Here is a 25,790-nt window from a genome sequence, read left to right as displayed (position 1 = left end):
TTCAATGACATTTCAGATTCGCGCGTCAGCTGTGGCGAAAATGCCGCGACTCGCGCCTCAGGCGCGCTATGCACAAAAGCCATGCGGCCCCGCTGGCGTATGATTGTTGAGATGCTATACAGCCTCTCTGCCATGCGATTTCAACCGTGATCGGGAGATCATACCTCCATGAACAAGACTGCCCGCCACATTCTACTCGCCGCCGCCGGAGCCATTCTGGTCTCCGGGTGCGCGCTCAACCCGTTCAACGGCGACGATGAAAGCGAAGCCGCGGCCTCCAATACGCGGGGCGGTCTGTTCGGCGGCGGTAATGACGAAGCCTCCATCGGCGTCAACGCCTATCTGTGGCGCGCCAGCCTGGACACGCTGGACTTCATGCCGCTCAGCGAAGTCGATCCGTTCGGCGGCGTCATCATCACGGAGTGGTACTCCAACCCCGACCAGCCGCAGGAACGCTTCAAGGCGACGGTCTATATTCTCGACCGCACGCTGCGCGCCGACGCGCTGAAGGTTTCCATCTTCAAGCAGGCCCGTCAGGGCGGCGCCTGGGTGGATGCCGATGTCGACCCCGCCACGCCGCGCCAGATCGAGAACGCTATCCTGACGCGCGCGCGCCAGTTGCGCATTTCCCGCTTCGAATAGACGATCTGACCCCCAAAGGCTGACCCGGCCGAAAATTTCCGGAGGCTCTTTCCGTTGAGCCGGTACGATCCATCCAAGTCCGAACCCAAATGGCAGGCCGCGTGGGAAAAGCGCGGCCTGTTTAACGCCAAGCCCCCCGCGGAGGCCGGCGGCGCCGACAGCTATTACGTGCTGGAGATGTTTCCCTATCCGTCCGGGCGCATCCATGTCGGTCATTCGCGCAACTACACGATGGGCGACGTTGTGGCGCGCTATAAATCGGCGCGCGGGTTCAATGTGTTGCACCCGATGGGCTGGGACGCGTTCGGCCTGCCGGCGGAAAACGCCGCCCGCGACCGCAAGGTGCATCCGCGCGACTGGACCTGGAAGAATATCGAGGTAATGCGCGGCCAGCTGCAGAAGCTGGGCCTTGCCATCGACTGGGACCGCGAATTCGCCACCTGCGACCCCGAATATTACCGCCACCAGCAGGAACTTTTCCTGGCGTTTCTCGAAAAGGGTCTCGCCTATCGCCGCACCGCCAAGGTGAACTGGGACCCGGTGGACCACACGGTTCTGGCCAATGAACAGGTCGTCGACGGCAAGGGCTGGCGCTCCGGCGCCCCGGTCGAGACGCGCGAGCTGGAGCAGTGGTTCTTCAAGATCACCGAATATGCGGACGACCTTCTGGACGCGATCGACACGCTGGACCGCTGGCCGGACAAGGTCCGCACCATGCAGGCCAACTGGATCGGCCGCTCCCGCGGCGCGCATGTCGATTTTCCGCTGAGCGGCAATGCGCCGGACGGCGCGCCGGAAGCCCTGCGCGTCTTCACCACGCGCCCCGATACGATGTTCGGCGCCAGCTTCCTGGCTTTGGCCCCCGATCACCCGCTGACGCGCGAGATCGCCAGAACAAATCCGAAAGTCGCCGAATTCGCGAAAGAATGCGCCGCCCTTGGCACTTCGGAAGAAGCGATCGAACGTGCGGAGAAAAAGGGCGTCGATCTTGGCCTGACCGTGCGTCACCCGTTCGATCCGGACTGGGAGCTGCCGGTCTGGACGGCGAATTTCGTCCTCTCGACCTACGGCACCGGCGCGATCTTCGGTTCGCCCGCCGGCGACCAGCGCGATCTGGACTTTGCGCGCAAGTATGACCTGCCCGTAACGCCGGTCGTGCTCCCCCCCGACGCGAATGCAGAAACCCATGAAATCACGGACGAAGCCTATACCGGCCACGGTGTGATTTATAATTCACGTTTTCTCGATGGCCTTTCCACGGAAGCGGCCATAGAGAAAGCCATTGAAAAGCTTGAGGGTCTGGGCCTCGGCGAAGGCGCGACGACCTATCGTCTGCGCGACTGGGGCGTCTCCCGTCAGCGCTACTGGGGGTGCCCGATTCCGGTCATACGCTGTGAGTCCTGCGGCGTGGTCCCGGTGCCGAAGAAAGATTTGCCGGTCGAGCTTCCCGAAGATGTAAATTTTGATTCCCCGTCAAACCCGCTGGAACGGCATCCGACCTGGAAGCACACGGCCTGTCCGCAATGCGGCGGCGAGGCGCTGCGTGAAACCGATACCCTGGACACATTCGTGGACAGCGCCTGGTATTTTGCGCGCTTTTGCTCGCCCAAGGCCGAAGACACGCCGGTCGAGCGTGAAAAGGCCGATTACTGGCTTCCGGTCGATCAATATGTCGGCGGCGTGGAGCACGCCGTCCTGCACCTTCTCTATGCCCGCTTCTTCACCCGCGCGATGCGCGATTGCGGCTATCTGGGACTGGAAAGCGGCGAGCCGTTTGCCGGGCTGTTCACCCAGGGCATGGTCACGCATGAGACCTATCGAGCCGGCGACGGTCGCTGGCTGACGCCTGACGAGGTAGAGCGCCGCGAAGGCGGATGGGTCGAGACCGCCAGTGGCGAGACCGTGACTGCCGGCGCTATCGAAAAGATGTCCAAATCGAAGAAGAATGTCGTCGATCTGGACGAATTCGTCGACGCCTATGGCGCGGACGTCGCCCGCTGGTTCGTGCTGTCTGACTCACCGCCGGAACGCGATGTCGAATATACCGAACAGGGCGTTGAAGGCGCGGCGCGTTTCATCCAGCGCGTCTGGGCGCTGGCCGACGCGACCCCGGAGGACGCGCCCGGTCCGCTGACCGTGGCCGAAGACGCAGAGGGAGACGCGCTGGAGATCCGCCGCGCGGCCCACAAGGCCGCCGCCGCCGTGACCGAGGCGATCGAGACTTTCCGTTTCAACGTCGCCGTCGCCCAGCTCTATGAATTTGTGAACACTTTGCGGAAGATTGGCGGTGATCATGGCGAGGCGCGCGCCGAGGCGCTGGGCATCCTGATCCGCCTGATCGCGCCGTTCGCGCCGCACCTGGCGGAAGAATGCTGGGCGCGCGCAGGCGGCCAAGGCCTGGCCAGCGAGGCGGCCTGGCCGGAACATGATCCGGCGCTTGCCGCCGAGGACGTGATTGTCATGCCGGTGCAGGTGAATGGCAAAAGGCGCTCGGAAATCGAAGCGCCTAAAGGGCTGGCGCGGGAAGAGGCCGAAAAGCGCGCCATGGCCGATCCGAAGATCGCGCGCACGCTGGAAGGCCTCACAGTCAGAAAAGTGATCGTCGTGCCGGATAAAATCGTTAATATCGTCGCATCATGACTCGGATAGCCGTTATTCTCGCTTCTCTCGCCGCCCTCGGCCTTTCGGCCTGCGGTTTCCAGCCGCTCTATGCCGAACGCACAGGCGTCGCCTCCGGCCTTTCCGGCATCGCGGTTTCGACCGGCGAAGGCCGGCCCGCCTATTCGCTGAACCTCGCGCTTCGCGATTCCCTCGGCAATTGGGACGCCGACCCGCGTTATCGTCTGGAAACCCGGATCGACATGCAGCGCCGCGCGCAGAGCGTGACCATCGCCGATATCGCGACGCGCTATGAAATCCTCATGGATGTCGATTACGCCCTATTCGACGCCCGCACGGGCGAACGCCTGACCCGCGGCAATGTCATCGGCGATTCCGCCTTTGATGTGCCGTCCGACCCCTATGGCGCCATTCGCGCCGAACAGGACAGCGAGGAGCGCGCCGCCCGCGACGCCGCCAGCCTGATCACCATGGAGCTGGCGCGCTGGTTCCGGGAGAATGAGGCGCCGTGAAGCTCTCCGGCGCAGCCGCCGAGCGTTTTCTGAAAAAGCCTGATGACGGCGTGGTCGCCGTCCTGCTCTTTGGCCCGGATAATGGCCTGGTGCGGGAGCGCGCGCAGGATCTCGCCAAACTCTGGGGCGGCGCGTCAGATGACCCCTTTGCCGTGGCCACCCTCACCGAATCCGACCTGAAATCCGATCCGGCCAAACTGGCGGACGAGGCCGCGGCCATGTCTCTCACCGGCGGCGCCCGGCTAGTTCGCGTACGCCTGACCACCGAGGCCGGCGCCGGGTCCGTGAGCGACCTGATCGCCGACGCCGACAAGGGCGCGGCGCAAATTGAAGCAAAAATCATCGTCGAAGCGGGCGATCTGACGCCCCGGTCGAAAATCCGCAAGGCTTTCGAAGCCGCCAAGACATCGGCGGCCATCGGCTGTTATTCGGACAGCGCGGCTGACGCCCTCAGCCTTGCCGAAACCGCGCTTCAGAAGGAAGGCCTGTCGCTGTCCCGCGATGCCCGCGAGCCCCTGTCCCGCACCCTTTCCCAGGATCGCGGCCTCGCGCGGCAGGAAATAGAAAAGCTGATACTTTACAAAGGCTTGAAAGACACGCGCCCTGACGGAGAGGATGAGGTTACAGCCGCCGATATCGCCGCCACGCTGGGCGCCATGCAGGATTCCAGCATGGACGACATCATTGAATCCGCCGCCCTGGGCGATGCCCGGTCGGCCGATGCGGCGCTGCGGCGGGCGCTGGCCGCGGGCGGCTCGCCCGTGGGCGTCATTCGCGCCGCCTCCCGGCATATCTCCCGTTTGCATCAGGCCCGGGCCATGATGGATGGCGGGCGCAGCGCGGGCGACGCCATGAAGGCGCTTCGGCCGCCGGTCTTCTTCATGCGCCAACGCGCCTTCGGACAGGCGCTCAATAACTGGCGCAGCGATGCGCTGGAGCGCGCAGCGCAAGCGGTCTATGCGGCCGAGAAACAGGCCAAGACCAGCGGTCTTCCCGATGACGCGGTGGCGGGAGAGCTGGTCCTGGCGATTGCCAAGCTGGCGCGCTTCAGGCGGTGAGCCGGCGGCACAGATCGTCCAGCTGTTCCAGCGATTTATAGCTGAGGCGCAATTCGCCCGCTTCGCCCTTGTGGCGAATATCCACCGAAAGGCCCAGCGCCGAGGCAATATCGGCTTCCAGCGCCGCGGTATCGGCGTCCTTGCTTTTAGTTGCCGGCTTTTTCTTCTTCGCGGTCTCCGGTTTTCGCGCCAGGTCCTCGACCGCGCGAACCGAAAGCCCTTCCTTCACAACGCGGCGGGCCAGCGCTTCCGGATTATCGGCATTGGCCAGCGCGCGGGCATGGCCCGCGCTCAACGCCCCGTCGGACAGCAGCTTGCGAACCGGCGCCGGAAGCTTCAGCAGGCGCAGCATGTTGGCGACATGAGCGCGTGATTTGCCCACCACATCGGCCACTTCCGCCTGCGTGCGGGAGAAATCCTTCATCAGGCGGTCATAGGCGTCCGCCTCTTCCAGCGGATTGAGGTCCGCCCGCTGGACGTTCTCGATGATCGCAATTTCCAGCGTTTCGGCGTCGGTCAGGCGCCGGATGACCGCTGGAACCTCATGCAGGCCCGCCTTCTGAGCCGCGCGCCAGCGCCGCTCGCCCGCGACAATCTCGAATTCCTCGTCCTCGGTCGGCCGCAGCAGCAACGGCTGCAGCACCCCGCGCTCCTTGATCGAGGCGGACAGGTCCGCCAGATCCTCGGCGTCAAAGGTGCGGCGGGGCTGCGCCGGGTTGGGCCGTATCAGCTCAATCGGAATCTGCCGCGCGCCCTCGAGAATCTCGCGGCTTTCTTTCGGCAATTCCTCACGTTCGGCTTCCGGCTCGCTCAACAGCGCCGAGAGGCCCCGGCCGAGACCGCGCGTGCGTTGTTTCTCGCTCATGCCGCCTCCGCTTCGCTGGGCTGCCGGCGCAACAGCTCGCGCGCCATGCGCAAATAGGCGCGGCTGCCGGCGCATTCATAATCATAGACAATGGCCGGTTTGCCGAAGGACGGCGCTTCGGACACGCGGACATTGCGCGGAATTACCGTCTCGAAGACCTTTTCGCCGAAATAGTCGCGCACATCGTCCGCCACCTGGTCGGACAGGCGGTTGCGGCGGTCATGCATGGTCAGCACCACGCCCTCGATTTCCAGATCCGGATTCAGGCTGGACCGCACCAGCTCGATCGTCCGCATCAGCTGGGTCAGCCCCTCCAGCGCGAAAAACTCGCATTGCAGCGGCACCAGAACGGAATCGGCGGCCGTCATCGCGTTCACGGTCAGCAGGTTCAGCGAAGGCGGGCAGTCGATCAGGATGAAATCATAGCGTTCGGCTTCTTCCCGGGCGACCATGCGGTCGCGCCGGTCTATTGCATGCTTCAAACGGTAGGAACGCCGCGGTGTGGAGGCCAGCTCCAGCTCCGCTCCGGAAAGCTCTACGTCAGAGGGCAAAAGGTCGAGATCCGGGATGGAGGATGGCTGAATCGCCTTTTCCAGATCGTATTCGGAAACGACCACGTCATAGGCGGTGATCTTGCGCTTGGCTTTTTCCAGGCCCAGCCCGGTCGAGGCGTTGCCCTGCGGGTCCAGGTCGATCAGCAGAACCTTGCGGCCCGAAGCTGCCAGCGCCGTGCCCAGATTAATGGCCGTAGTGGTTTTCCCCACCCCGCCCTTCTGGTTCGCGATGGCGATGACCTTTGTCCCGTCACTCACGGCGCAGCTCCGTTACGACCAAAATCGCCCCGTCTCCGGTGATACTCGGGATAGGCTTCGCGTCAAAGCGCCAATCCCTGCTGGCGGCCTGCATTTCCTCGCGCCAGCCTTTTCCCTTGGGGAAAACTCCGATCGTGCCGTCGCCCCAGAATGCGAACGCCGCTTCCAGCAAGTCCGGCATTGGCGCGAAGGCGCGGGCCGTCACCACATCGAAACGCTCGGCCGGGACCTGCTGCCAACGCTTTGCGTGCACGCTGGCCCGCGCGCCCGTTTCCCTCACAGCCTCTCTCAGGAAAGCGGATTTTTTGCCATTGGTTTCAACAAGATGGGTCTCTCCCGCCATGGCCGCCGCTTGCATGATTCCAACAGCGATCCCGGGAAACCCGGCCCCGGCGCCGATATCGATCCAGCGCCCCGGCTCAGGCGCGCACTGAAATACCTGAATGGAATCAAGGGCATGGCGGATCCAAAAATCATCCAGCGTTGACCGGCCCACCAGATTCACCCGGCTATTCCAGCGCGTCAGCGCTTCATGCCACGCCTCAAAAGCGTTCAGCGTCTCATCTGAAACGCCGGCTTTCTCCGCAAAGATCTGTTTCTGATCCAAAGTCCCGCTCAGGCCTGCTTGCGGTCATCGCCGCGCTTGCGGACATGCGCCAGCAACGCCGTCAATGCACCCGGCGTCACGCCTTCAATACGCCCCGCCTGACCCAGCGTTACAGGACGCGCGCGCTCCAGCTTCTCGCGAACCTCATTGGACAGGCCGCCGACACGCCCATAATCCAGATCGGCCGGAATTTGCAGCGACTCGTCACGCTTGAGAGCCACGATGTCGGCCTCCTGGCGCTCCATGTATCCGGCATAGACCGACTCGATCTCGATCTGCTCCGCCACATCGGACCGCCATTCGGCGATTTCAGGCCAGACCCGCGCCAGATCGCTTAGCGCGACATCGGGATAAGCCAGCAGGTCCAGCAGATTGCGGCGCTGCCCGTCCTGATTGACGCCCAGCCCGTGCCGCCGCGCCTGATTGGGTGTCAGCGATTTTTCCTTCGCGAAAGCCCGCGCGGCTTCAAGCGCGGTTTGTTTCACGTGAAACATGCGCGCCCGCTCTTGCCCGACACAGCCGATCGCTTCGCCCAGTCCCGTCAGCCGCTGGTCTGCATTATCAGCGCGCAGGCGCAGCCGGTATTCGGCGCGGGAGGTGAACATACGATAGGGCTCGGTAACGCCGCGGGTGACCAGATCATCGATCATCACCCCCAGATAGGCTTCCGAGCGGTCAAAGATGACCGCGTCACCGCCAGACGCCTTGCGCGCCGCGTTCAATCCGGCCGCGAGGCCTTGCGCGCCGGCCTCTTCATACCCGGTCGTGCCGTTGATCTGCCCGGCCAGGAACAGACCCGCCAAACGCTTCACCTCCAACGAGGGGTAAAGCTCGCGCGGATCGACATAGTCATACTCGATGGCATAGCCGTGGCGCTTTACTTTTGCATTCTCGAGCCCCGGAATCGTTCTCAGGAAGGCGCCCTGAACATCTTCGGGCAGCGAGGTGGAAATGCCGTTCGGATAGACGGTGTCATCATCCAGTCCTTCCGGCTCCAGAAAGATCTGGTGGCGCGAGCGATCGGCAAATTTGACGACCTTGTCTTCGATCGAGGGGCAATAGCGCGGCCCGCGGCCCGCGACGCTGCCGCTATAAACCGCTGATTTTCCTATGTTTTCATCGATAATGCGATGTGTTTCCGCATTCGTATAGGTAATCCCGCAAGCAATCTGCGGCACGGTGATCCGTTCGGTCATAAAGGAGAACGGAACCGGATCCGCGTCGGCTTCCTGACGCTCCAGACTGTCCCAGTCTATGGTGGATCCATCCAGCCGCGCGGGCGTGCCGGTTTTAAGGCGGCCCATATCCAAGCCCAGCGCATATAGCCGCTCGCCCAGCGTTACCGCCGGCTTCTCGCCCGCCCGGCCCGCAGGAATCCGCCGCTCGCCGATATGGATCATGCCGCGGAGGAACGTTCCGGTGGTCAGGACAACCGCGCCCGAGCGATATTCCGCCCCGCTCTCGCAGATCACGCCGGCCGTGCGGCCGCCCTCAACGATCAAGTCGTCCACCGCGTCGGCGATCACGGTCAGATTCTCTGTCCCGGCGATCTCCTTCTGCATGGCGCTGCGGTAAAGGGCGCGGTCCGACTGGGTGCGCGGGCCGCGCACGGCCGGGCCTTTGGAGCGGTTCAAAAGCCGGAACTGTATGCCCGATACATCCGCCACCCGCCCCATGAGTCCGTCCAGCGCATCGATCTCGCGCACCAGATGGCCTTTGCCGAGCCCGCCAATGGCCGGGTTGCAGGACATTTCACCGATTGTCTCAAGCTTGTGCGTCAGCAAAAGCGTCGCCGCGCCCATCCGCGCAGACGCCGCCGCAGCTTCGCAGCCGGCATGGCCGCCGCCGATTATTATGACGTCGTATGAATTAGGCGCGCTCATCAGGCGCTTGATATACGTCGAGGGGTTTTCCGCGCAAGGCAAAGGCGCCGCGCAATCTTCAGTCCCGCGCCAGCTTGCCGGCCGGTGTTTCACGTGAAACGCTCGGCCGATCCATCAACAGGGGTAAATCATGGTCCAGACCGCTCTTGCTTTTCTTGCCCTCGCAGCCTCCGGTACCGCCGCGCAGGCAATACAGAATCCGGCCTTCCATCCCGGTCCCCTGTTCCCCCAATACAGCCAGGTCGCAACCGTGGAGACGGCGCGACCGCTTCCCGACAACGCCGCCTTCAAAGTGGCCTTCGATATTGCCGAACGCGCGGACCCTGGCGAGCTTAATCGCGCGCTGGTCAGCGCAACGCGATTTATCGATATGCATGTCGAGAACGGCGTCCCTGAAGCGAATATCCAGCTCGCGCTCGTCATTCATGGCGGCGCGGTGAAAGATTTGACCCGTACGGATGTTTACGAGGCCGGGGCCGGCGAACCCAATGCTAACGCCGAGCTTGTCGCCGCTCTGCTGGATTATGGCGTCAGCATTGAGGTTTGCGGCCAGAGCGCGGCGGCTCAGGGCGTTTCGGCCAATGATCTGCTTCCCGGCGTTGAAATGGCTCTATCGGCAATGACGGCCCACGCATTGCTGCAACAGGACGGATATACGCTCAATCCGTTTTGACGGCCCTTTTGTTTCACGTGAAACATTCTGGACTGCCTCAGACCGGATGTTTCACGTGAAACACTCTATTTCCCGATACAAAAGCGGCCGAAGATCTCGCCCAGAACGTCTTCCACGTCCACGCGCCCGGTAATCTCTTCCAGTGCGCGCGCGGCAAGCCTCAAATCTTCCCCAGCCAGTTCCGGCGCATCCGAGAGACGCATCCGTCCGCGCTCAAGTGCCTCAAGCGCCCGCAGCACGCCGCGCCTGTGCCGTTGCCGCGTCAGACTTGGCGCGCCGGCGCCGCCCAGAACGCTTGTCACCCGCCGGGTCAGGTCCGCCTCCAGCGCCTCGACCCCCTCGCCCGTCAGGGCGGATATGTGGATTGACTCGTCCTGGCGCGCGGGGGCCGCGTCGCACTTGTTCCAGACCAGTATGTCATCGGACTTCAAGCGTGATCGGACGGCCTCTGCCGTTTGCGGATCCGCCGCATCGGCCACGCCTATGCGCAAATCGGCATTCTCCGCGCGCTCCAGCGCCCGCCGCACGCCTTCAGCTTCAATCCGGTCCGCGGTTTCGCGCAGCCCCGCCGTATCGGCGACGATGACAGGATAGCCGCCGAGATTGAGATGAACTTCGACAATATCGCGCGTCGTGCCGGGAATTTCGGTGACAATCGCCGCCTCCCGCCGCGAAAGCCGGTTGAGCAAGCTTGATTTCCCGGCATTGGGCGGACCAATCAGCGCAATGCGGTAGCCGTCCCGCACCCGTTCGCCGCGATGGGCGTCGTCCAGGTGCGCCTTGAGTGCGTTGACCAACGCGTCCAGCTCCGGCCCGGCCCGGCCGGCGAGCGCGTCCGGAACGTCGCTCTCGTCAGGAAAATCGATTTCCGCTTCGACCTGCGCCGTCACGGCCAGCAACCGGTCCCGCCAGTCGGAATAGATGTCCTTCAATGCGCCGGACATCTGACGCAGCGCCTGATCGCGTTGAGCCGCGGTCTCCGCATTGACCAGGTCGGCCAGTCCTTCGGCCTCCGTCAGGTCCATCTTCCCGTGCTCGAAAGCCCGGCGCGTGAATTCCCCCGGCCCGGCCTGCCGCAAGCCAATGGCTTCAAAGGCTTCCGCCATCGCCTCGATTACCGCCGGGCCGCCATGCACGTGAAACTCGGCGACATCTTCTCCGGTAAAACTCCCGGGCGCGGGAAACCAGAGCGTCAGCCCCCGATCAATCAGCCCGGCCTGACCTTCAATTCTGGTCAACCGCGCGGCGCGCGGCGCGCCCCGTTCTCCGGTCAGACGCTCCAGCGCCGGCCCGGCTTCCGGGCCGCTGACACGCATCACGGCAACACCGGCGCGGCCGGGCGCCGTGGCCAGAGCATAGATCGTGGGCCGCGTCACTTCCTGGAAGAGGCTCCGCCGGAAGCGGCCCGCATGAGATCCAGGAACTGGTCCGACATCTGCCCGCCAAAACTCATCCAGTGCCGCATCAGAGCTTCCGGCTCCATCATTTCCATATTGGCGCCCATGCGTTTGCTCATCTCTTCGACCAGTTGCTTGTTCAGCGGCTCCACATCGGGCAGACCGAAGAAACTGCGGGCCTCCTGGGGCGTACAGTCGATATCGACAGTGACTTTCATCGCGGCGCCATCCTTTCGCGCTAGTGCTCGGCAGACCTTATGTAGCCTGTTCGGCGGGAGAATGAACCATATGCGCGCTGCCTGCCTCATCGCCATCACGATATTTATCGCCGCCTGCGGCCGTCCTTCGGACCCGCGCATATCGCTTGGAGCGGCGGCCGATGATGCGGGCGGCCCGGCCTTTTTTGCATGCCTGCGCGAAAATAACGTTACCCTGCTGGCGGCTCATCGAGGCGGGCCATCGTCCGCATATCCCGAAAATGCGCTGGAAACTTTCGCCGCGGTCACGGCCAGCGCGCCCGTTCTGCTGGAAATTGATATTCGGCAAGGCCCCGATGAGACGCTTTATCTTCTCCATGACGCCACGCTGGACCGGACGACCACCGGCGCCGGACCATTGCAGCGTGTTTCACGTGAAACACTCGACGCCATAAAGCTCCGTGACAACGACGGGCGCGCGACCGGCTTTTCCGTCCCGGCCTTGTCTGATGCTTTGGACTGGGCGGACGGAACCGCCATCCTGGAGCTGGACATAAAGGATACGCCGCTGGAACCCGTTCTTGAAGCGATCGCCCAAGCCGGCGCGCGTGAGGAGGTTGTCATCATCGCAGACGATCTGGAAGAGGCGCGCAGAATCCACGCGCTGGACTCCGCGCTTATGATTTCCGCCCCGATATATAGTCAGAGCGATCTGGACGACGTGCTCGAATATGGACCCCCCGCGAGCAATCTCCTGGCCTGGACCGGAACCCGCGCGCCAGACTTCACGCTTTGGAAAAATATAAAAAGCCACGATATTTCAATCATTTACGGCGCATTAGGACGTTTCGACGCCGCGCAATTGCAACGCGCGCGCAACGCCGGCGCGAGCCTCATTGTGACCGATCACTGGCGCCGCGCGGCGCGAACGCTCTATGGCGCAGACATGCAGCCCGATTCTTTTTCCTGCGCCGCGCCCTAGTCCGCCGCTGCGGCTTTCCATCCCTCGCGCGCCGTCAGACGCTCCCAGTAATCCATGATCGCCGGGGTCGCCGTCGGCTCCAGCTTGCCGATCAGCTTGAGCAGGAACAGCATATAGCCGACCGATATGTCCGCCGCCGTGAAGCGGTCCGCGGCCAGCCAGTCATGGCCCTTCAGCCCGTGATCGATCACGCCCAGGCATTTGCGCGTTTCCGCTTCCGCCCATTTTGCGATGCCCGGAACCCGCTGCTCCTCCGGCAGAAGCGCGGTGTGTCCCAGTAGCATCGACACATAGATATTCATGCCGGATTCGCCGAAATGCAGATATTGCAGATAATCCGGATAGGCCGCATCCTCCGCCATAGGCGCAAGCTCGGTTGGTCCGTAACGCCTTGTAATATATTGTAAAATTGCAATAGACTCGACCATCACGACATCGCCGTCCTTGATGGCGGGCACTTTCTGGAGCGGCGTGATCTTCCGATAGTCCTCGCCGCCAACATCGCCGCGCGTGAACTCCACACGGTGAAGGTCATAATCCAGGCCCATCTCCTCCAGAAGCCAGCGGACGCGGATCGAGCGGGTGCGGGGCGCATGGAAAATCGTGATTGTCATGACGGCGAACCTTTCTTGGTGCTGGCCTTGGCATCGCCTATAGGACGCTCCGCGCCGCCGGTTCAAGTCGGACCGGTTCGATACCGATGACCAGAAGAGGCCGGAAACCCGTGGAAACGACAACAGACCAGACCGACATCGAAGAGGATGACGGCCAGTCCTGGTATTACCGGATCGAGCTTGAGCCCGGAGACATGACCCCCGGAAAACCGCGCATGACCCTGGCCATGCTGCGCGAAACCCTGAAACGGATTGATCTTTCCGGCGCGCGCTGCCTCGATATCGGAACCCAGGAAGCCGCCGGCGCGGTGTCGATGATGCGCCTCGGCGCCGAAGAAGTCGTCGCCTATGACCGGTTGGACCTGGCAGACCGGATCAGCGCCGTCTCCCGGGCCTATGAAACGCCCGTCACCTATCTGGGCGGGCATTTCTTTCAGGACCTCAAGCGCGTGATGGGCGATCGCAATGTCGCCCCGGTGTTTGATTTCGTGAATTTTGCCGGCGTGCTTTATCACATGATGGATCCGCTGGCCGGCATCGCCATGGCGCGGTCCTTCCTGCGCGAAAATGGCGTCATGCTGATCGAGACTTCGGTCTCCGTGACCAATAATTTCAATATGAAATTCAATTACCGCGGCCAGCTTTATCCCGGCTCGAACTATTTCCAGGTCAGCGCCCGCACCCTCGATTACTGGGTGCGCATGTTCCGCATGCGGATTGAGGACGTCATATGGCGCGGCGCGGATGATGTCTGCCGCGTCGTCCTTGTCTGCCGGGCCACGAATGAGCCCGTCATCGGCTATGAGGATACCTGGGCGCTCAAACGCTTTCACGAGATGGACGCCGCCGCCTACGGTCTGGATTACGACGCCCTGAAAAGCAGCGCGGCCGGTCCGGCCTTCGATCTGTTCGACCACGACCGGCACGACAAGCAGAACCTTGTCGACCGCGAGGCGCGCTCAGCGATGATTTTCGGAACGATCAAGCGAACCGGCGCCTATCAGCATGACCCGGCGCTGGAGGAGTTGCGGCTGGATCACGCCTGGTAGCGCGCGCCAGCCGCCGAAAGGCCCCCGCCCTTATCAGGTATTCATGCTCTCGAAGAAATCGTCGTTGGTCTTCGAGCTCTTGAGCTTGTCGATGAGGAATTCGATGGCGTCCATCGTGCCCATCGGATTGAGGATCCGCCGCAGGATATACATCTTCTGCAGGTGCTCCTTGGGAACCAGGAGCTCCTCTTTCCGGGTCCCGGACTTGGTCAGGTCGATGGCCGGGAAGACTCGCTTGTCCGCGACCTTGCGGTCCAGAACCAGCTCGGAGTTGCCGGTGCCTTTGAACTCTTCGAAGATCACCTCGTCCATGCGCGAACCGGTATCGATCAGCGCCGTGGCGATGATGGTCAGCGAGCCGCCTTCCTCGATGTTCCGCGCCGCGCCGAAGAAGCGTTTCGGACGCTGCAGGGCGTTGGCGTCCACGCCGCCCGTCAGCACCTTGCCGGAGCTCGGAACCACGGTGTTATAGGCGCGGCCAAGGCGCGTGATGGAGTCCAGAAGGATCACCACGTCGCGGCCATGCTCGACCAGGCGCTTGGCCTTCTCGATCACCATTTCGGCGACCGCCACGTGCCGCGTCGCCGGCTCGTCAAAGGTGGAGGACACGACCTCGCCCTTCACCGTGCGCTGCATGTCGGTCACTTCTTCCGGCCGCTCGTCGATCAGCAGCACGATCAGGAAGCATTCGGGGTGATTTTCCGCGATGGATTTGGCGATGTTCTGCAGCATCACCGTCTTACCGGTGCGCGGCGGGGCCACGACCAGGCAACGCTGACCCTTGCCCAGCGGCGCGGCGATATCAATCACGCGCGCGGACTTGTCCTTCACCGTCGGATCGTTGGATTCCAGATGGAATCGCTCATCCGGGTAAAGCGGCGTCAGATTGTCGAAATTGACCTTGTGACGGGCCTTTTCCGGCTCTTGGAAATTGATCTTGTGGATCTTGAGCAGCGCGAAATAGCGTTCGCCGTCGCGCGGCGAGCGGATGGACCCTTCCACCGTGTCACCGGTGCGAAGCGCAAAACGCCGGATCTGCGCCGGGGAGACATAGATATCGTCCGGTCCGGGAAGATAATTGGCTTCCGGCGAGCGCAGGAAGCCGAAGCCGTCCTGCAGCACTTCCAGAACGCCCTCGCCATGGATGTGGACATCGCGTTCGGCCAGTTCCTTCAGGATGGCGAACATCATGTCCTGCCGGCGCATATTGGAGGCGTTCTCGACCTCCAGACGCTCGGCGAATGTCAGCAGCTCGGTGGGAGATTTCTCTTTCAGCTCGTTGAGCTGGATCATCTCCGGAAGATCCGCGTCGCGAATCTTCTTCGGCCGGTCTATCGGCTCGTCTTCACCGTCAAAATCCTCGTCTTCATCGTCCCCGTCGAAGTCGTCTTCGTCATCCAGGACGGAGTCGTCGGTATCGTCTTTGCTCATTGTCTCTTGAGGCTAGCTGTCTTTGGAGTCAGCGCATCGGGACCCGTCGGGCCGCCGATTATTATTATGAGGGCGGCCTTCTTCACGAACCGGATTGTTCGCAGACCGTCTGTTTTTTTCAGATTGTGGGCAGGGATTCGATTATCCCCCGCACCGATTGGAACGCCATCATAAAGGCTAGGGCTTTGCTCAAACCACGACTTGGCGTCTGCGTCAAGACGTTAGCGAAGCCAGACCACCGCAACCAGCACGATAGCAATTGTCATAAGCGCCGGAATCTCGTTCAGCATGCGCCAGCGCCGCTCGCTCAGCGGCCGTTCGCCGCGCGCGAATTTCTTCTGCGCGCCGGCATAGAAACCATGAACGCCCGACATGGCGAGAACCAGAAGGAATTTCGCGCTCCACCAGGGCGAGGCAAAAATGGACCAGCCATTCGCCCGCTCCGCATTGGCGAAGATCAGCAGAATCCCGAACGTCCAGGTCGCGATCATCGCCGGGTTGATGATCACTTTCAGCAGCTTTCGCTCCTGCGTCAGAAGCGAGGATTCCAGCTCCCCACCTTTTTGCGCCGTATGGTGATACACAAAAAGGCGCGGCAGATAGAGCATCCCCGCCATCCAGAAAATCACGCTGATAATGTGCAGCGCCCGAAGCGGGTCGTAGAACAGGCCGGTCCAACTCATGCGCTCATCCTACACGGACAATGGCCGGCGTCAGCCGGGCAAATGCGCGCGCCGCCCGGCGGTTTAAGGCCGGCTTCGCCTTCCAGTGCGCGAAGCGTCAGGGCAGATAGCGCCTCTATAAATTCTGCGTCGTCGCCCAGCGCCGGCACGCGATGATAGGCCTTGGCGCCGTGCTCTTCGGCCAGTTCGCGATATTCCACGTCCAGCTCCACCAGCGTCTCGATATGTTCGGACACAAATGCAATCGGCGTAAGGATGATCGCCTTGCCATCCGCCGCAGCGCGCGCAACTTCATCATCGGTTGACGGGCCAATCCATTCCAGCGGCCCGACACGGCTTTGGTAGCAGATCGCCCAGTCCCGTATTTCCGGCAGTTTTCCGGCAATCGCGTGAACCGTCTGTTCAACCTGCCAGGGATAGGGATCGCCCTTGTCGACCGTCTTCCTGGGCAGGCCGTGCGCGGAAAACAGAAGCCGGGCATTTTCCGGTTGTCTCGCCTTCTCGAAGGTCTCCCGGATCAGTCTCACATGCGCGTCGATAAAGGCGTCTTCCGCGGGATAACAACAAACGCGGCGGTCCGCCGGCCCTTTATAAACGCGGTCCCATTCGCCAAACGCGGTTTCGGTCGTGGTGATTGAAAAATGCGGATACAGCGGCAGCAACACCACCTCGTCCGCCTCCCACTCCCTGACCGCCCTGGCCGCCTCCGCCACAAACGGCTTCCAGTAACGCATCCCTATGAAGCATTTGTACGTGGCGCCGGGATCCTCCGCCGCCAGACGCGCTTCCAGCGCCGCGGCCTGTTTTTCGGTTTCGGGGCGCAGCGGCGATCCACCGCCCATCATGGCGTAATTCTTTTTTGCAGACGGCGCGCGAAGCGTGGAGATCAGCCCCGCCAGCGCCGTGCGCGCGATCCAGGGCAGATCGGTGATCGCTCTGTCCCGAAACAGATTGAACAGGAAGGGCCGCACGGTCTCCGGATTATCCGGCCCGCCCAGATTGAACAGGACAATCGCGACCTTCTTTTTACCGGCCATGCCCGGTCACCCGATCCACCAGCCGCGCCATGTGCTCAATCGGGGTTTGCGGCGTTATGCCGTGGCCCAGATTGAAAATATGCGGTCCGCCGGAAAATGTTTCGATGATCTCGTCAATGCTACGATCCATGTCCGCGCCCCCGGCCAGAAGCAGCGCAGAATCCAGATTTCCCTGTACCGGTTTGATGTTCTGAAGATGATCGCGCGCCCATCCCAGAGCCATGCCCTGGTCTATCGCCACAACATCAACCCCGGTTTCGCGCGCATATTTCTCGGCCAGCGGACCTGCGCCGCGGGGGAATCCGATGATCGGCTGCGTTATCCCTCGCGCCCGCAGGCCATCCACAATAGTTTTCGCCGGCCGGATCACCACGCGATCAAACAATGCCTCGGGCAGTCCCGAGGCCCAGGAATCGAAAATTTTCAGGATGTCGGCCCCGGACTCCGCCTGCATGGCCAGATAATCAATGCTCGCCTCGGCCAGCTTGTCGATCAGCGCGTCGAAACTTTCCGGATCCCGCCACGCCCAGACCCGCGCCGTCCACTGGTCCTTGGACCCGGCCCCTTCCGCCATATAGGTCGCCACGGTCCAGGGCGCTCCGGCAAAACCGATCAGCGCCTTGTCGGCCGCCAACGCCTCGCGCACGCGCGCCAAGGACTCGCCCACCGCGGACAATCGCTTGCCCATATCGGCCGGATCCAGCTTCGCCACATCGTCCGCGCCCGTCAGGGGCGTCATTTTCGGGCCTTCGCCCTTCACGAAATGCACGCCGCAATCCATCGCGTAGGGGATCAGCAGGATATCCGCGAATATGATCGCCGCATCCAGATCGAAGCGCCGCATCGGCTGCAGGGTCGCCTCCGCCGCCATTTCCGGGTTCAGGCAGAAATCGACAAAGCTTTTCGATTTCGCTCTCAGCTCCCGATACTCGGGAAGATAGCGTCCCGCCTGGCGCATTACCCAGATCGGAGGGCGTTCGGTCGTCTGGCCCTTTGCGGCCCGGATCATCAAAGTTTCGCTCATGAATGCCGACATAGAGGGCGCATCCCTTCTCGGCAATTCTCACAGACTGAAATCCACCTCTCCTTTCCTCCTTAAAGAATTTAAAAGAATGGAATTGGTGGAAGAGGTCCGGTGCGAGTCCGGCGCCGAATCCGGCGCCCAGAGGATTCTCACAGATCCATCAAACGTCGCAGAACTGACAGAGTCAGAAAATTCACAGCGTGTGAATCACAGGCAAAACCGGAAATCGCCTTTCCATTGAAAGAGCAAACTTCCATCCCGGGCTGTGAATACGGTCGGGGACAGTTTTACCGGCGCCCGGACTTCACGATTCTCTCCGCCGCGCCTTATCCCTGTGTGCGACTCCTTGAATCTTGGGGCGCAGCGTTCTTGAGTATGTTCGTAAACGAGCTGCGGATCGCGCCGCCGGCCCCGGGCAGACCTGGCTTTAACGTTTTATTAACAGTCTCCATCCCCAAGGCGTCCATGACCGATCCAAAGAACCAGTTTTCGATCTATTTCCATGTCCACCTGGTTTCGGACTCGACCGGCGAGACGCTGATGGCCGTCATGCGCGCCAGTGTCGCCCAGTTTCGCGGGGTTTCCCCGATAGAACATCTCTATGCGCTGGTCCGTTCGCCCCGCCAGCTGGACCGCGTGATGCAGGAGATCGAGGATGCGCCCGGCATCGTCATGTACACGCTTGTGAATAATGAGCTGCGGGCGCAGCTGGAGGCGCGCTGCGCCCAGCTTGGCCTGCCGGCGATTCCCATTCTCGACCCGGCCCTGACCTCCATGGGCCGCTATCTCGGCATAGAGATGTCGTCCCGCGTCGGCGCCCAGCGCACGCTGGACGCGGAATATTACAGCCGGATCGAGGCGCTGAATTACGCCATGGCGCATGATGACGGCGCCAACACCCATGAGTTCGAGGATGCGGATGTCGTGCTGGTCGGCGTCAGCCGGACCTCCAAGACGCCGACCTGCATCTATCTGGCGCAGCGGGGCATCAAGGCCGCAAACATTCCAATCGTTCCCGGCGCTGCCCTGCCGGACGATGTCCTGAATCTCAAGAAACCGCTGGTCGTGGGGCTTACCGCGGCGCCCGAACGGCTGGTCCAGATTCGCCGCAACCGCCTGCTCAGCCTGCATGAGGACCGGTCCACCGATTATGTCGACGAGCATCTGGTGAAGGACGAAACGATCCAGGCCAAGCGCCTGTTCGCCCGCAAGGGATGGTCGATGATCGACGTGACCCGCCGCTCGATCGAGGAAAGCGCCGCCAAGATTCTCAATCTTCTGGCCGACAAGCGCGGCGAGCACACATTGTGAATAACACCTCTGTCATCCTGGCCTCGGGCAGTGCAATCCGGGCGCAGATACTCACCGCCGCCGGTGTCGAGTTCCGGATCGAACGCCCGCAGGTCGATGAAGACGTGCTTAAACGCCGGCATGACGCGCTGGCCGATGGCGCGCTCGCTCTCAAGTTGGCGGAGGAGAAAGCCGCCGAGGTCTCACGCCGCCACGCCGAGCTTTGTCTGGGGGCCGATCAGATCCTGACATTTGAAGGGCGGCGCTATGACAAGGCCGGGACCATGGCCGAGGCGCGCGGCAGGTTGCGGGCCATGCGCGGAAAGCCGCACGAGCTGATTTGCGGCGCGGCGCTGGCAAAGGACGGCGACATTGTCTGGACGCACCTCGCCCGGTCTCACATTCAAATGCGGGATTATTCGGAGGAATTTCTGGACGCCTATCTGGCGGAAGCCGGGGAGGGTATTCTGAAAAGCGTCGCCTGTTACCAGTTTGAGGGGCTTGGCGCGCAACTTTTTGAAAGCGCCGATGCGGACTATTATTCCGTTCTCGGCCTGCCGCTATTGCCTGTTCTTGACGGGCTGCGCGGCCAGGGCGCGCTGAAAACATGACGCGCTGGGCCGCGGTCGCCGGCTGGCCGGTCGATCATTCCCTTTCTCCTTGTCTTCATGGCGCCTGGCTTGAAACCGCTGGCGTAAAGGGCCGCTATGATCGGCTTCCCGCGCCGGAGGACGGGGCGAAAAAGATTCTGAAGACCGCGCTGGCAGACCCCGATTGCGCCGGCCTGAATGTGACCCTGCCGCACAAGGGCCTCGCCCTGCGCCTTGCCGACCGGAAGACGGATGCGGCGAAATCCATCGGCGCGGCCAATCTTCTCTATCGCGATGACGGGAAATGGGTGGCGGACAATACGGACGCGGAGGGATTTCTCTATGGTCTCCGCCGCCAGGCGCCCGAATTCCAGCCGGAACGCGCCGCCGCGCTGGTTCTGGGGGCGGGGGGCGCGGCCCGGGCGGCGGTTTATGCGCTGACTCAGGCGGGCGCCCGGGTCACCATCGCCAACCGGACGGAAAAAAAGGCCAAGCGCCTTGCAAAGGATTTCAAGGCCGGCGTTGCGGCCTGGCCGCCGGATGTTCGCGAGGCCGACCTTCTGGTCAACGCCACTTCCATTGGTCTCGACGGCGCCTCGGCCCCGCCTGTGGATTTTTCCGCCAGCCGCAATGCGCTGATTGTCTATGATCTTGTCTATCGCCCGCTCGAGACGCCGCTTCTGAAGACCGCAAAATCCTCCGGCCGCCGGAGCGTGGACGGCCTCGACATGTTGATCGGGCAGGCGCGGCCCTCCTTTAAGGCTTTCTTCGGGGTAACGCCGCCAGACTTGGACGCACGGCAAATTTTGCTGGAGGCGATGGAGCGGACATGAAGATCGTCGGCCTGACCGGGTCGATCGGCATGGGCAAGACCACCACCGCGAACATGTTCGCCGATGAGGGCGTGCCTGTTTTCGGGGCCGATGCCGCCGTCCATGCGCTCTATGCACGGGGCGGGGACGCCGTCGAACCGATCCGGGGAATATTCCCTGACGCGGTCCGGGACGGCGCGGTAGACCGCAGCGCCCTGGCGGCGCACCTCCATGAAAACCCGCAAGATTTCGAGCGGCTCGAAGAGATCGTGCATCCGCTGGTACAGGCCGCGCGTGCGCAATTTCTGGAAAATTCAAAAGAATCCGGCGCTGATATCGTCATCCTCGACATCCCGCTTCTTTACGAGACAGGCGGCGAGGAACAGCTGGACGCGGTGATCGTGGTCAGCGCGCCGGCGGCGGTGCAAAGAGAGCGTGTCTTGCAGCGGCCCGGCATGACCGAAGAAAAATTCACCGCCATACTGTCGCGTCAGACGCCTGATTCGGAAAAGCGGAAACGGGCGGATTTCGTCATAGAGACCGGGGCGGGTCTCGAAGCGGCGCGGCGTCAGGTTCACGAGGTTCTGGCTGCGCTGAGAGGCGGACACTAGCGGGGAAGGGGCGCGCGAGCACCATGCGGGAAATCGTTTTCGATACCGAAACAACCGGGCTCAGCCCGGCGGACGGCGACCGGATTACCGAGATCGGCTGTGTCGAGGTGATCGATTTCGTTCCCACGGGCCGCGAATATCACTGCTACGTCAATCCGCAGCGCTCCCTGCCGCCCAAGGTCACAGAGATTACCGGGCTGACCGATGAATTTCTGGCCGACAAGCCGCTCTTCGCGGACGTGGTCGAGGATTTCATGGAATTCGTGGGCGACGCCCGCATGGTCGCGCACAATGCGGAGTTCGATAAGGGTTTCGTGAATGCGGAGCTGAACCGGCACGGCCGCTCCGTCCTGCCGCATGAGCGGTTCCACTGCACGCTGGTCATGGCGCGGAAGAAATTCCCGGGTGTCCGCAATTCGCTGGATTCGCTCTGCGACCGGTTCCGCATCTCGCTGGAAACGCGCGACGTTCATGGCGCGCTGGTCGACGCCCGCCTGCTCGCGAAGGTCTATCTGGAGCTGAATGGCGGGCGCGAGCGCCGGCTGGATATTTTCGAGAAGACCGGCGGCGGCGATTCCGGACTGGTCGCCAAGGCCCCGCCGCGGCCCGAGGCTCTTCCGAGCCTTGTTACCGAGCGCGAGCGCGCCGCCCATTCCGCCTTTATCGAGGAAATGGGCGAAAACGCGCTCTGGTCGCTCTATAATGTCTGAAAGCTAGAAGTCTCTAGCTCTCTTCGCCATTGGCCTGTTCGGCGCCGCCGGTTCCATCGCCATTTTCCGCGGCGCCCTGTTGCGCCAGCCGCTGACGGTACAGCGCGGCAAAATCGATCGGCTCCAGCATCAGCGGCGGGAAGCCGCCATCACGCACCAGCTGCGCCACGATATTGCGCGCGAACGGGAACAGCATGCGCGGCGCTTCGATCAGCAGGAAGGGCTGAAGCTGGTCTTGCGGCACGCCGACGAAACGGAACAGACCCGCATAGACAAGCTCGCAGATAAAGGCGACTTCGCCTTCGCGCTCGGCCTTACCCTCGATGCGCAGGGCGACCTCGTTCAGGTCTTCCTCGATATTGCGCACGCCGACATCGACGTTCAGGCTGATCTGCGGCTGGTTCTGGCCGGAGCGCAGAGAGCGCGGGGCCAGCGGATTTTCGAAGGAGGCATCCTTGATATATTGCGCCAGGATCTGGACCTGGGGCTCGTCTTGCGCCGCTTCCGGCTGCTGGTCGGTCTGGGACATGTCTGGTTTCACCACGTCTTGTCGCGCGTCCGGCTGACGCGAAAAGGGCGTCAATTTCCGGGTGGCGCGGATGATTTCGCGAAAGCGCGCCGGGTAGCATGGCTCTGCGTTTCCAGCAACAGACGGGCTGACGTTGCCGCCATAGCCCTTATATAGTGTCCAGCTGTTCGCAACGCGTTTGAATCGAAGGCTCTTGATGCTGTTTCAGATCATCATATTCGCCGCCATCGCCGGTTTCTTCATCTACCGGCTATACTCCGTTCTGGGCCGCCGCACCGGGCATGAACCCGTTCCGGGCAAGGAAGCGAAAGAACCCACGCTGCGCGACGCGAATGTCCGCAGCGAGGGGCCGCGTCCGGCCTTCACCGGCCCGGGCGCCGCCGGGATGGAGGCGATCCGCCGGGCCGATTCCGGCTTCGATCCGGACGAGTTCGTTGAAGGCGCGCGGGGCGCTTACGAGATGATCGTGCAGGCCTTTGCCGAAGGCGACCGCGGCACGCTGAAACGCTTCACCGCCGGCCCGGTCTATGACCGGTATGACGCGGCCATCGCTGAACGCGAAGAAAACAATCAAAGCCAGACCACCGACATTGTCCGCCTCGCCAAGGCGGAAATCGAGGATGCGGAGCTGGACGGCAAGACGGCCCGCGTTTCCGTGCGGTTCGAGGCCGACCTCACCACCATCATCCGCGATGCGGATGGCGAAATTATCGAGGGCGACCCCTCCCGCATCCGCACCGCGCAGGAAATCTGGACGTTTGAGCGCAATACCGGCGCCCGCGATCCAAACTGGGTCCTGGGCCGGGTCCGCCGCGCCTGACGCAAACGATATCTCGACCCGCGGGCGCTGAAGGAGCGAAAGACCGCATGATCCGCCGCAGCCTTCTCGCCTCGCTATGTTTCCTGATGGCCGCCTGCGGCCGCGACGACGCGCCCGAACCAGAGCAACCGGCCGAACCCGAACCCCTCGCGGTCGAGCAGGAAATTCCCGACATCTCGCTGCGCCTCACCGATTTCGAGGCGCTGGACGGCTGGGCGGAGGCGGACGCCGCCGCCGCGCTGACCGCATTCCAGCGTTCCTGCACCCAGATCGCCGCGCGTCCGGATGAAGCGCCGATGAACCCGAAGCGCGACTGGGCCGGGATCGCGGCCGACTGGCGCGCCGCCTGCGAGGCGGCCGCCGCCACGCCGGTGGAGGCCGCCGCCGCCCGCGCATTTTTCCAAACTCATTTCCTGCCGGTGAGCGTGACCGGGCCGGAGAGTGATACCGGCCTTCTCACCGGCTATTACGAACCCGAACTGGTGGTCAGCCGCGCGCGCACCTCTGAGTTTTCCGAACCCATTCTTGGCCGCCCGGAAGACCTTGTCACCGCCGATCTTGGCCTGTTCGACCCGGAACTGGTCGGTCATCGCGTTGTTGGTCAGGTCGAGACCGGCAAGCTCATTCCCTATGACCCGCGCGCGGAAATCTCCACAGATCGCGCGCCGGTGCTGGCCTGGGGCCGTCCGGCGGACGTGTTTTTCCTGCAGGTGCAGGGTTCGGGCCGTATCCGGTTTGACGGCGGCGGCCGTCAGCGCGCGGTGTTTGCCGCCCATAACGGCCTGCCCTACCGGTCCATCGGCCGTGTTCTGATCGACCGGGGCGAGCTGACGCTGTCACAGGCCTCGAAGGCCGGGATCGAACGCTGGATGGACGAGGCAGGCTATGACGCCGCCAAAGCCCTGATGAACGAAAATCCCCGCTATGTCTTTTTCGGCGCGGAGCCGGTGGATGATCCCGCCCGCGGCCCGCGCGGGGCGCAGGGCGCGCCGCTCACCCCGATGGCTAGCATGGCCGTGGACCCCGATTTCCACGCCTATGGCGCCCCCGTTCTCATAAATACCCGCATCCCGCGCCAAGCGGGCGATGCGGAAGCCGAGGCCCGCAGCCTTCTGGTTATCGCCCAGGATACGGGCGGGGCCATCGAAGGTCCGATGCGGGGCGACCTCTTCTTCGGAACCGGCGATCAGGCCGGCGATCTGGCGGGCGTGATGAAGCACCCGGCCCGATGGACCGTGCTTCTGCCCTCGCCCCTGGCCCTGAAGCTGGCCGAACCGGCGACATGACCCGCCGCCGGGATCTGACCCCGGAAGACCGCGCCGTCTGGCGCCGCGTGGCGAGGACCGTCAGCCCGCGCGAGGGCCGCAAACTTCCCGATCCCGAACCTGTTTCAAAGTCTGCAGGCGCGCCAGCCTCAAAGCCGAAGCCGCAAAGGCCCGCCGCCGCGCCGGCGCCCAAGGCTGCGCCGCCGCGCGCCCCCGGGCCGGCGGACGTTTCGGGTGAAAAACGCGTGCGCCGCGGACGAATAGAGGTGGAGGGACGGATCGACCTTCACGGCCTCAATCAGGATCAGGCCCGTGCAGACCTTCTGGACTTCATCGTCCGCGCAAGGGCGCAGGAAAAGCGCACGCTTCTGATTATCACGGGCAAAGGCAAGAGCGGCGAGGGCGTCATACGCCGCCGCTTCCCGGACTGGCTGGCCAGCCCGGATTTCTCCGCCCACGTCTCCGGATACGCCCCCGCCCATGTCCGTCACGGCGGCGGCGGCGCGTTCTACTTAAGGTTGCGACGACTAAAGTAAACTCACCACATATAGAGAGAACGCCCCATATATATGGTGTATAGGGCGTTGACTCTTGGCTGGACTCGCGGAATCGTTGTCCTGAACGCAAAGGGCCGTCAGAAGGTCAGTTCTGACGGCCCGATAAGCGTCTCCGTGCACTCAGTGGGTGAGCAACGGAGCTCCTCTAAGCATTCTGACAGTGAGTCAGGCGAATCAGGAAGTCAAGGCTCCCCACCAACTAACTGGAAAGGAGCCTGACATGGCTGACTACATCGTAGCGTACGACCTCAATAAGGTCGGTCAGAATTACAAGTGCATCACCGGGAAGCTTGAAAACTTGCCTCACTGCCACGCGCAAGGCTCTGTGTGGTTTGTTAACTACTCAGGGTCGGCAGCGGATTTGCGGGATGATCTGAAAGATTGCCTAGACAATAATGACTCGCTGTTTGTTGGCAAGGTTGGCTCTTGGGCCAGCTGGAAAATGAAGTGCGCGAATTGGCTGAATCGGTAAGTGCAAAAAGGATAGCGTGGCCGACATCAGCATGTCGGCCACGCTACTA

Annotated in this window: 29 protein-coding genes; 16 read left to right on the top strand and 13 right to left on the bottom strand. The window is 62.8% G+C overall.

The window, feature by feature from the left end:
* Window positions 1-168 precede the first annotated feature (168 nt).
* Genes H2040_RS06725 through holA form a run of 4 tightly spaced genes read left to right on the top strand, consistent with a single transcriptional unit; the run spans window position 169 to window position 4,831 of the window.
* Entirely contained in the window at window positions 169-642 is a 474-nt protein-coding gene (locus tag H2040_RS06725; protein WP_287156194.1) for a DUF3576 domain-containing protein, read from the top strand.
* A gap of 54 nt (window positions 643-696) precedes the next feature.
* The gene (gene leuS / locus H2040_RS06720; RefSeq protein ID WP_287156193.1) at window positions 697-3,282 is read left to right on the top strand and encodes a leucine--tRNA ligase; all 2,586 of its coding nucleotides are present in this window, start codon (window positions 697-699) and stop codon (window positions 3,280-3,282) included.
* Window positions 3,279-3,773: an LPS assembly lipoprotein LptE gene (gene lptE / locus H2040_RS06715; RefSeq protein WP_287156192.1), complete on the top strand. Its 495-nt coding sequence runs from the start codon at window positions 3,279-3,281 to the stop codon at window positions 3,771-3,773. The genes leuS and lptE overlap by 4 nt, the downstream gene beginning before the upstream one ends.
* Window positions 3,770-4,831, top strand: a complete 1,062-nt coding sequence (gene holA, locus H2040_RS06710) for a DNA polymerase III subunit delta (protein WP_287156191.1) — start codon at window positions 3,770-3,772, stop codon at window positions 4,829-4,831. The genes lptE and holA overlap by 4 nt, the downstream gene beginning before the upstream one ends.
* Here holA and H2040_RS06705 read toward each other — a convergent pair.
* From H2040_RS06705 to H2040_RS06685, 5 genes are read right to left on the bottom strand one after another with little or no spacing between them, the layout of a single operon-like run.
* Complete coding sequence (locus H2040_RS06705) at window positions 4,821-5,696, bottom strand: ParB/RepB/Spo0J family partition protein (RefSeq protein WP_287156190.1); 876 nt, start codon at window positions 5,694-5,696, stop codon at window positions 4,821-4,823. The genes holA and H2040_RS06705 overlap by 11 nt on opposite strands.
* Complete coding sequence (locus tag H2040_RS06700) at window positions 5,693-6,508, bottom strand: ParA family protein (RefSeq protein ID WP_022696858.1); 816 nt, start codon at window positions 6,506-6,508, stop codon at window positions 5,693-5,695. The genes H2040_RS06705 and H2040_RS06700 overlap by 4 nt, the downstream gene beginning before the upstream one ends.
* Window positions 6,501-7,115, bottom strand: coding sequence for a 16S rRNA (guanine(527)-N(7))-methyltransferase RsmG (rsmG, locus tag H2040_RS06695; RefSeq protein ID WP_287156188.1), 615 nt, complete (start codon window positions 7,113-7,115; stop codon window positions 6,501-6,503). Before rsmG ends, H2040_RS06700 begins: the two co-directional genes overlap by 8 nt.
* A gap of 8 nt (window positions 7,116-7,123) precedes the next feature.
* Window positions 7,124-8,998 (bottom strand): tRNA uridine-5-carboxymethylaminomethyl(34) synthesis enzyme MnmG, encoded by a 1,875-nt coding sequence (gene mnmG, locus H2040_RS06690; protein WP_287156186.1) that lies wholly within the window; start codon window positions 8,996-8,998, stop codon window positions 7,124-7,126.
* A 58-nt stretch (window positions 8,999-9,056) separates the two neighbouring features.
* A complete protein-coding gene (locus tag H2040_RS06685) occupies window positions 9,057-9,425 on the bottom strand; it encodes a hypothetical protein (RefSeq protein ID WP_287156218.1) in 369 nt (122 codons plus the stop codon).
* Here H2040_RS06685 and H2040_RS06680 point away from each other — a divergent pair.
* Window positions 9,369-9,671, top strand: coding sequence for a DsrE family protein (locus H2040_RS06680; protein WP_287156217.1), 303 nt, complete (start codon window positions 9,369-9,371; stop codon window positions 9,669-9,671). The genes H2040_RS06685 and H2040_RS06680 overlap by 57 nt on opposite strands.
* A gap of 65 nt (window positions 9,672-9,736) precedes the next feature.
* Here the strand turns inward: H2040_RS06680 and mnmE are convergent, their stop codons facing one another.
* Both mnmE and H2040_RS06670 read right to left on the bottom strand, forming a co-directional pair.
* Window positions 9,737-11,047 carry a tRNA uridine-5-carboxymethylaminomethyl(34) synthesis GTPase MnmE gene (gene mnmE / locus H2040_RS06675; RefSeq protein ID WP_287156185.1) on the bottom strand — a complete coding sequence of 437 codons (1,311 nt, stop codon included), beginning with the start codon at window positions 11,045-11,047 and terminating at the stop codon, window positions 9,737-9,739.
* Window positions 11,044-11,286: a DUF6489 family protein gene (locus H2040_RS06670; protein ID WP_022696853.1), complete on the bottom strand. Its 243-nt coding sequence runs from the start codon at window positions 11,284-11,286 to the stop codon at window positions 11,044-11,046. Before H2040_RS06670 ends, mnmE begins: the two co-directional genes overlap by 4 nt.
* 70 nt (window positions 11,287-11,356) lie before the next feature.
* Between H2040_RS06670 and H2040_RS06665 the strand changes: the two genes are divergently transcribed.
* Window positions 11,357-12,247: a glycerophosphodiester phosphodiesterase family protein gene (locus H2040_RS06665; RefSeq protein WP_287156183.1), complete on the top strand. Its 891-nt coding sequence runs from the start codon at window positions 11,357-11,359 to the stop codon at window positions 12,245-12,247.
* On the opposite strand, the gene H2040_RS06660 is transcribed toward H2040_RS06665, so the two are convergent.
* The gene (locus H2040_RS06660) at window positions 12,244-12,861 is read right to left on the bottom strand and encodes a glutathione S-transferase family protein (RefSeq protein WP_287156182.1); all 618 of its coding nucleotides are present in this window, start codon (window positions 12,859-12,861) and stop codon (window positions 12,244-12,246) included. The genes H2040_RS06665 and H2040_RS06660 overlap by 4 nt on opposite strands.
* 110 nt (window positions 12,862-12,971) lie before the next feature.
* On the opposite strand from H2040_RS06660, the gene H2040_RS06655 reads away from it, so the two are divergent.
* Window positions 12,972-13,910, top strand: coding sequence for a class I SAM-dependent methyltransferase (locus tag H2040_RS06655; RefSeq protein WP_287156181.1), 939 nt, complete (start codon window positions 12,972-12,974; stop codon window positions 13,908-13,910).
* Window positions 13,911-13,943: 33 nt separating this feature from the next.
* Here the strand turns inward: H2040_RS06655 and rho are convergent, their stop codons facing one another.
* From rho to hemE, 4 genes are all read right to left on the bottom strand, one after another.
* Entirely contained in the window at window positions 13,944-15,203 is a 1,260-nt protein-coding gene (gene rho / locus H2040_RS06650) for a transcription termination factor Rho (RefSeq protein WP_033310417.1), read from the bottom strand.
* Window positions 15,204-15,562: 359 nt separating this feature from the next.
* Window positions 15,563-16,024 (bottom strand): CopD family protein, encoded by a 462-nt coding sequence (locus H2040_RS06645; protein ID WP_287156179.1) that lies wholly within the window; start codon window positions 16,022-16,024, stop codon window positions 15,563-15,565.
* Window positions 16,021-17,061 carry a ferrochelatase gene (gene hemH / locus H2040_RS06640; protein WP_287156178.1) on the bottom strand — a complete coding sequence of 347 codons (1,041 nt, stop codon included), beginning with the start codon at window positions 17,059-17,061 and terminating at the stop codon, window positions 16,021-16,023. Before hemH ends, H2040_RS06645 begins: the two co-directional genes overlap by 4 nt.
* Window positions 17,051-18,085, bottom strand: coding sequence for a uroporphyrinogen decarboxylase (hemE, locus tag H2040_RS06635; protein WP_287156172.1), 1,035 nt, complete (start codon window positions 18,083-18,085; stop codon window positions 17,051-17,053). The genes hemH and hemE overlap by 11 nt, the downstream gene beginning before the upstream one ends.
* A gap of 465 nt (window positions 18,086-18,550) precedes the next feature.
* Here hemE and H2040_RS06630 point away from each other — a divergent pair, with 465 nt between their 5' ends.
* From H2040_RS06630 to dnaQ, 5 genes are read left to right on the top strand one after another with little or no spacing between them, the layout of a single operon-like run.
* Window positions 18,551-19,396 carry a pyruvate, water dikinase regulatory protein gene (locus H2040_RS06630; protein ID WP_287156168.1) on the top strand — a complete coding sequence of 282 codons (846 nt, stop codon included), beginning with the start codon at window positions 18,551-18,553 and terminating at the stop codon, window positions 19,394-19,396.
* Window positions 19,393-19,986: a Maf family protein gene (locus H2040_RS06625; protein WP_287156166.1), complete on the top strand. Its 594-nt coding sequence runs from the start codon at window positions 19,393-19,395 to the stop codon at window positions 19,984-19,986. The genes H2040_RS06630 and H2040_RS06625 overlap by 4 nt, the downstream gene beginning before the upstream one ends.
* Entirely contained in the window at window positions 19,983-20,798 is an 816-nt protein-coding gene (gene aroE, locus H2040_RS06620) for a shikimate dehydrogenase (RefSeq protein WP_287156162.1), read from the top strand. Before H2040_RS06625 ends, aroE begins: the two co-directional genes overlap by 4 nt.
* Entirely contained in the window at window positions 20,795-21,388 is a 594-nt protein-coding gene (coaE, locus tag H2040_RS06615) for a dephospho-CoA kinase (RefSeq protein WP_287156160.1), read from the top strand. Before aroE ends, coaE begins: the two co-directional genes overlap by 4 nt.
* A gap of 23 nt (window positions 21,389-21,411) precedes the next feature.
* The gene (gene dnaQ, locus H2040_RS06610) at window positions 21,412-22,098 is read left to right on the top strand and encodes a DNA polymerase III subunit epsilon (RefSeq protein ID WP_287156157.1); all 687 of its coding nucleotides are present in this window, start codon (window positions 21,412-21,414) and stop codon (window positions 22,096-22,098) included.
* A 13-nt stretch (window positions 22,099-22,111) separates the two neighbouring features.
* Here the strand turns inward: dnaQ and secB are convergent, their stop codons facing one another.
* The gene (gene secB / locus H2040_RS06605) at window positions 22,112-22,627 is read right to left on the bottom strand and encodes a protein-export chaperone SecB (protein ID WP_022696840.1); all 516 of its coding nucleotides are present in this window, start codon (window positions 22,625-22,627) and stop codon (window positions 22,112-22,114) included.
* Window positions 22,628-22,823: 196 nt separating this feature from the next.
* On the opposite strand from secB, the gene H2040_RS06600 reads away from it, so the two are divergent.
* From H2040_RS06600 to H2040_RS06585, 4 genes are all read left to right on the top strand, one after another.
* Window positions 22,824-23,447, top strand: a complete 624-nt coding sequence (locus H2040_RS06600; RefSeq protein WP_022696839.1) for a Tim44/TimA family putative adaptor protein — start codon at window positions 22,824-22,826, stop codon at window positions 23,445-23,447.
* Window positions 23,448-23,494: 47 nt separating this feature from the next.
* The gene (gene mltA / locus H2040_RS06595) at window positions 23,495-24,733 is read left to right on the top strand and encodes a murein transglycosylase A (RefSeq protein ID WP_287156150.1); all 1,239 of its coding nucleotides are present in this window, start codon (window positions 23,495-23,497) and stop codon (window positions 24,731-24,733) included.
* Entirely contained in the window at window positions 24,730-25,248 is a 519-nt protein-coding gene (locus H2040_RS06590) for a Smr/MutS family protein (RefSeq protein WP_287156148.1), read from the top strand. The genes mltA and H2040_RS06590 overlap by 4 nt, the downstream gene beginning before the upstream one ends.
* Window positions 25,249-25,489: 241 nt before the next feature.
* Window positions 25,490-25,741: a hypothetical protein gene (locus H2040_RS06585; protein ID WP_287156145.1), complete on the top strand. Its 252-nt coding sequence runs from the start codon at window positions 25,490-25,492 to the stop codon at window positions 25,739-25,741.
* The last annotated feature ends 49 nt before the right edge of the window (window positions 25,742-25,790 follow it).

It is taken from the genome of Euryhalocaulis sp. (assembly GCF_013911995.1).
GTDB lineage: Bacteria > Pseudomonadota > Alphaproteobacteria > Caulobacterales > Maricaulaceae > Euryhalocaulis > Euryhalocaulis caribicus.
The sequence above is the reverse complement of the archived record's forward strand: the minus strand, read 5'-3'. Positions and strand labels throughout refer to the sequence as shown.

Excerpts from the sequence above, each read along its gene's own strand:
- H2040_RS06670 (WP_022696853.1), bottom strand. The coding sequence starts at position 11,286 with ATGAAAGTCACTGTCGATATCGACTGTACGCCCCAGGAGGCCCGCAGT.
- H2040_RS06685 (WP_287156218.1), bottom strand. The coding sequence starts at position 9,425 with ATGAATGACGAGCGCGAGCTGGATATTCGCTTCAGGGACGCCGTTCTC.
- rho (WP_033310417.1), bottom strand. The coding sequence starts at position 15,203 with ATGATCCAGCTCAACGAGCTGAAAGAGAAATCTCCCACCGAGCTGCTG.
- aroE (WP_287156162.1), top strand. The coding sequence starts at position 19,983 with ATGACGCGCTGGGCCGCGGTCGCCGGCTGGCCGGTCGATCATTCCCTT.
- dnaQ (WP_287156157.1), top strand. The coding sequence starts at position 21,412 with ATGCGGGAAATCGTTTTCGATACCGAAACAACCGGGCTCAGCCCGGCG.
- lptE (WP_287156192.1), top strand. The coding sequence starts at position 3,279 with ATGACTCGGATAGCCGTTATTCTCGCTTCTCTCGCCGCCCTCGGCCTT.
- H2040_RS06600 (WP_022696839.1), top strand. The coding sequence starts at position 22,824 with ATGCTGTTTCAGATCATCATATTCGCCGCCATCGCCGGTTTCTTCATC.
- H2040_RS06725 (WP_287156194.1), top strand. The coding sequence starts at position 169 with ATGAACAAGACTGCCCGCCACATTCTACTCGCCGCCGCCGGAGCCATT.
- H2040_RS06660 (WP_287156182.1), bottom strand. The coding sequence starts at position 12,861 with ATGACAATCACGATTTTCCATGCGCCCCGCACCCGCTCGATCCGCGTC.
- mltA (WP_287156150.1), top strand. The coding sequence starts at position 23,495 with ATGATCCGCCGCAGCCTTCTCGCCTCGCTATGTTTCCTGATGGCCGCC.
- hemE (WP_287156172.1), bottom strand. The coding sequence starts at position 18,085 with ATGAGCGAAACTTTGATGATCCGGGCCGCAAAGGGCCAGACGACCGAA.
- secB (WP_022696840.1), bottom strand. The coding sequence starts at position 22,627 with ATGTCCCAGACCGACCAGCAGCCGGAAGCGGCGCAAGACGAGCCCCAG.
- H2040_RS06705 (WP_287156190.1), bottom strand. The coding sequence starts at position 5,696 with ATGAGCGAGAAACAACGCACGCGCGGTCTCGGCCGGGGCCTCTCGGCG.
- hemH (WP_287156178.1), bottom strand. The coding sequence starts at position 17,061 with ATGGCCGGTAAAAAGAAGGTCGCGATTGTCCTGTTCAATCTGGGCGGG.
- H2040_RS06665 (WP_287156183.1), top strand. The coding sequence starts at position 11,357 with ATGCGCGCTGCCTGCCTCATCGCCATCACGATATTTATCGCCGCCTGC.
- H2040_RS06680 (WP_287156217.1), top strand. The coding sequence starts at position 9,369 with ATGCATGTCGAGAACGGCGTCCCTGAAGCGAATATCCAGCTCGCGCTC.
- H2040_RS06585 (WP_287156145.1), top strand. The coding sequence starts at position 25,490 with ATGGCTGACTACATCGTAGCGTACGACCTCAATAAGGTCGGTCAGAAT.
- coaE (WP_287156160.1), top strand. The coding sequence starts at position 20,795 with ATGAAGATCGTCGGCCTGACCGGGTCGATCGGCATGGGCAAGACCACC.
- mnmG (WP_287156186.1), bottom strand. The coding sequence starts at position 8,998 with ATGAGCGCGCCTAATTCATACGACGTCATAATAATCGGCGGCGGCCAT.
- H2040_RS06630 (WP_287156168.1), top strand. The coding sequence starts at position 18,551 with ATGACCGATCCAAAGAACCAGTTTTCGATCTATTTCCATGTCCACCTG.
- H2040_RS06590 (WP_287156148.1), top strand. The coding sequence starts at position 24,730 with ATGACCCGCCGCCGGGATCTGACCCCGGAAGACCGCGCCGTCTGGCGC.
- H2040_RS06645 (WP_287156179.1), bottom strand. The coding sequence starts at position 16,024 with ATGAGTTGGACCGGCCTGTTCTACGACCCGCTTCGGGCGCTGCACATT.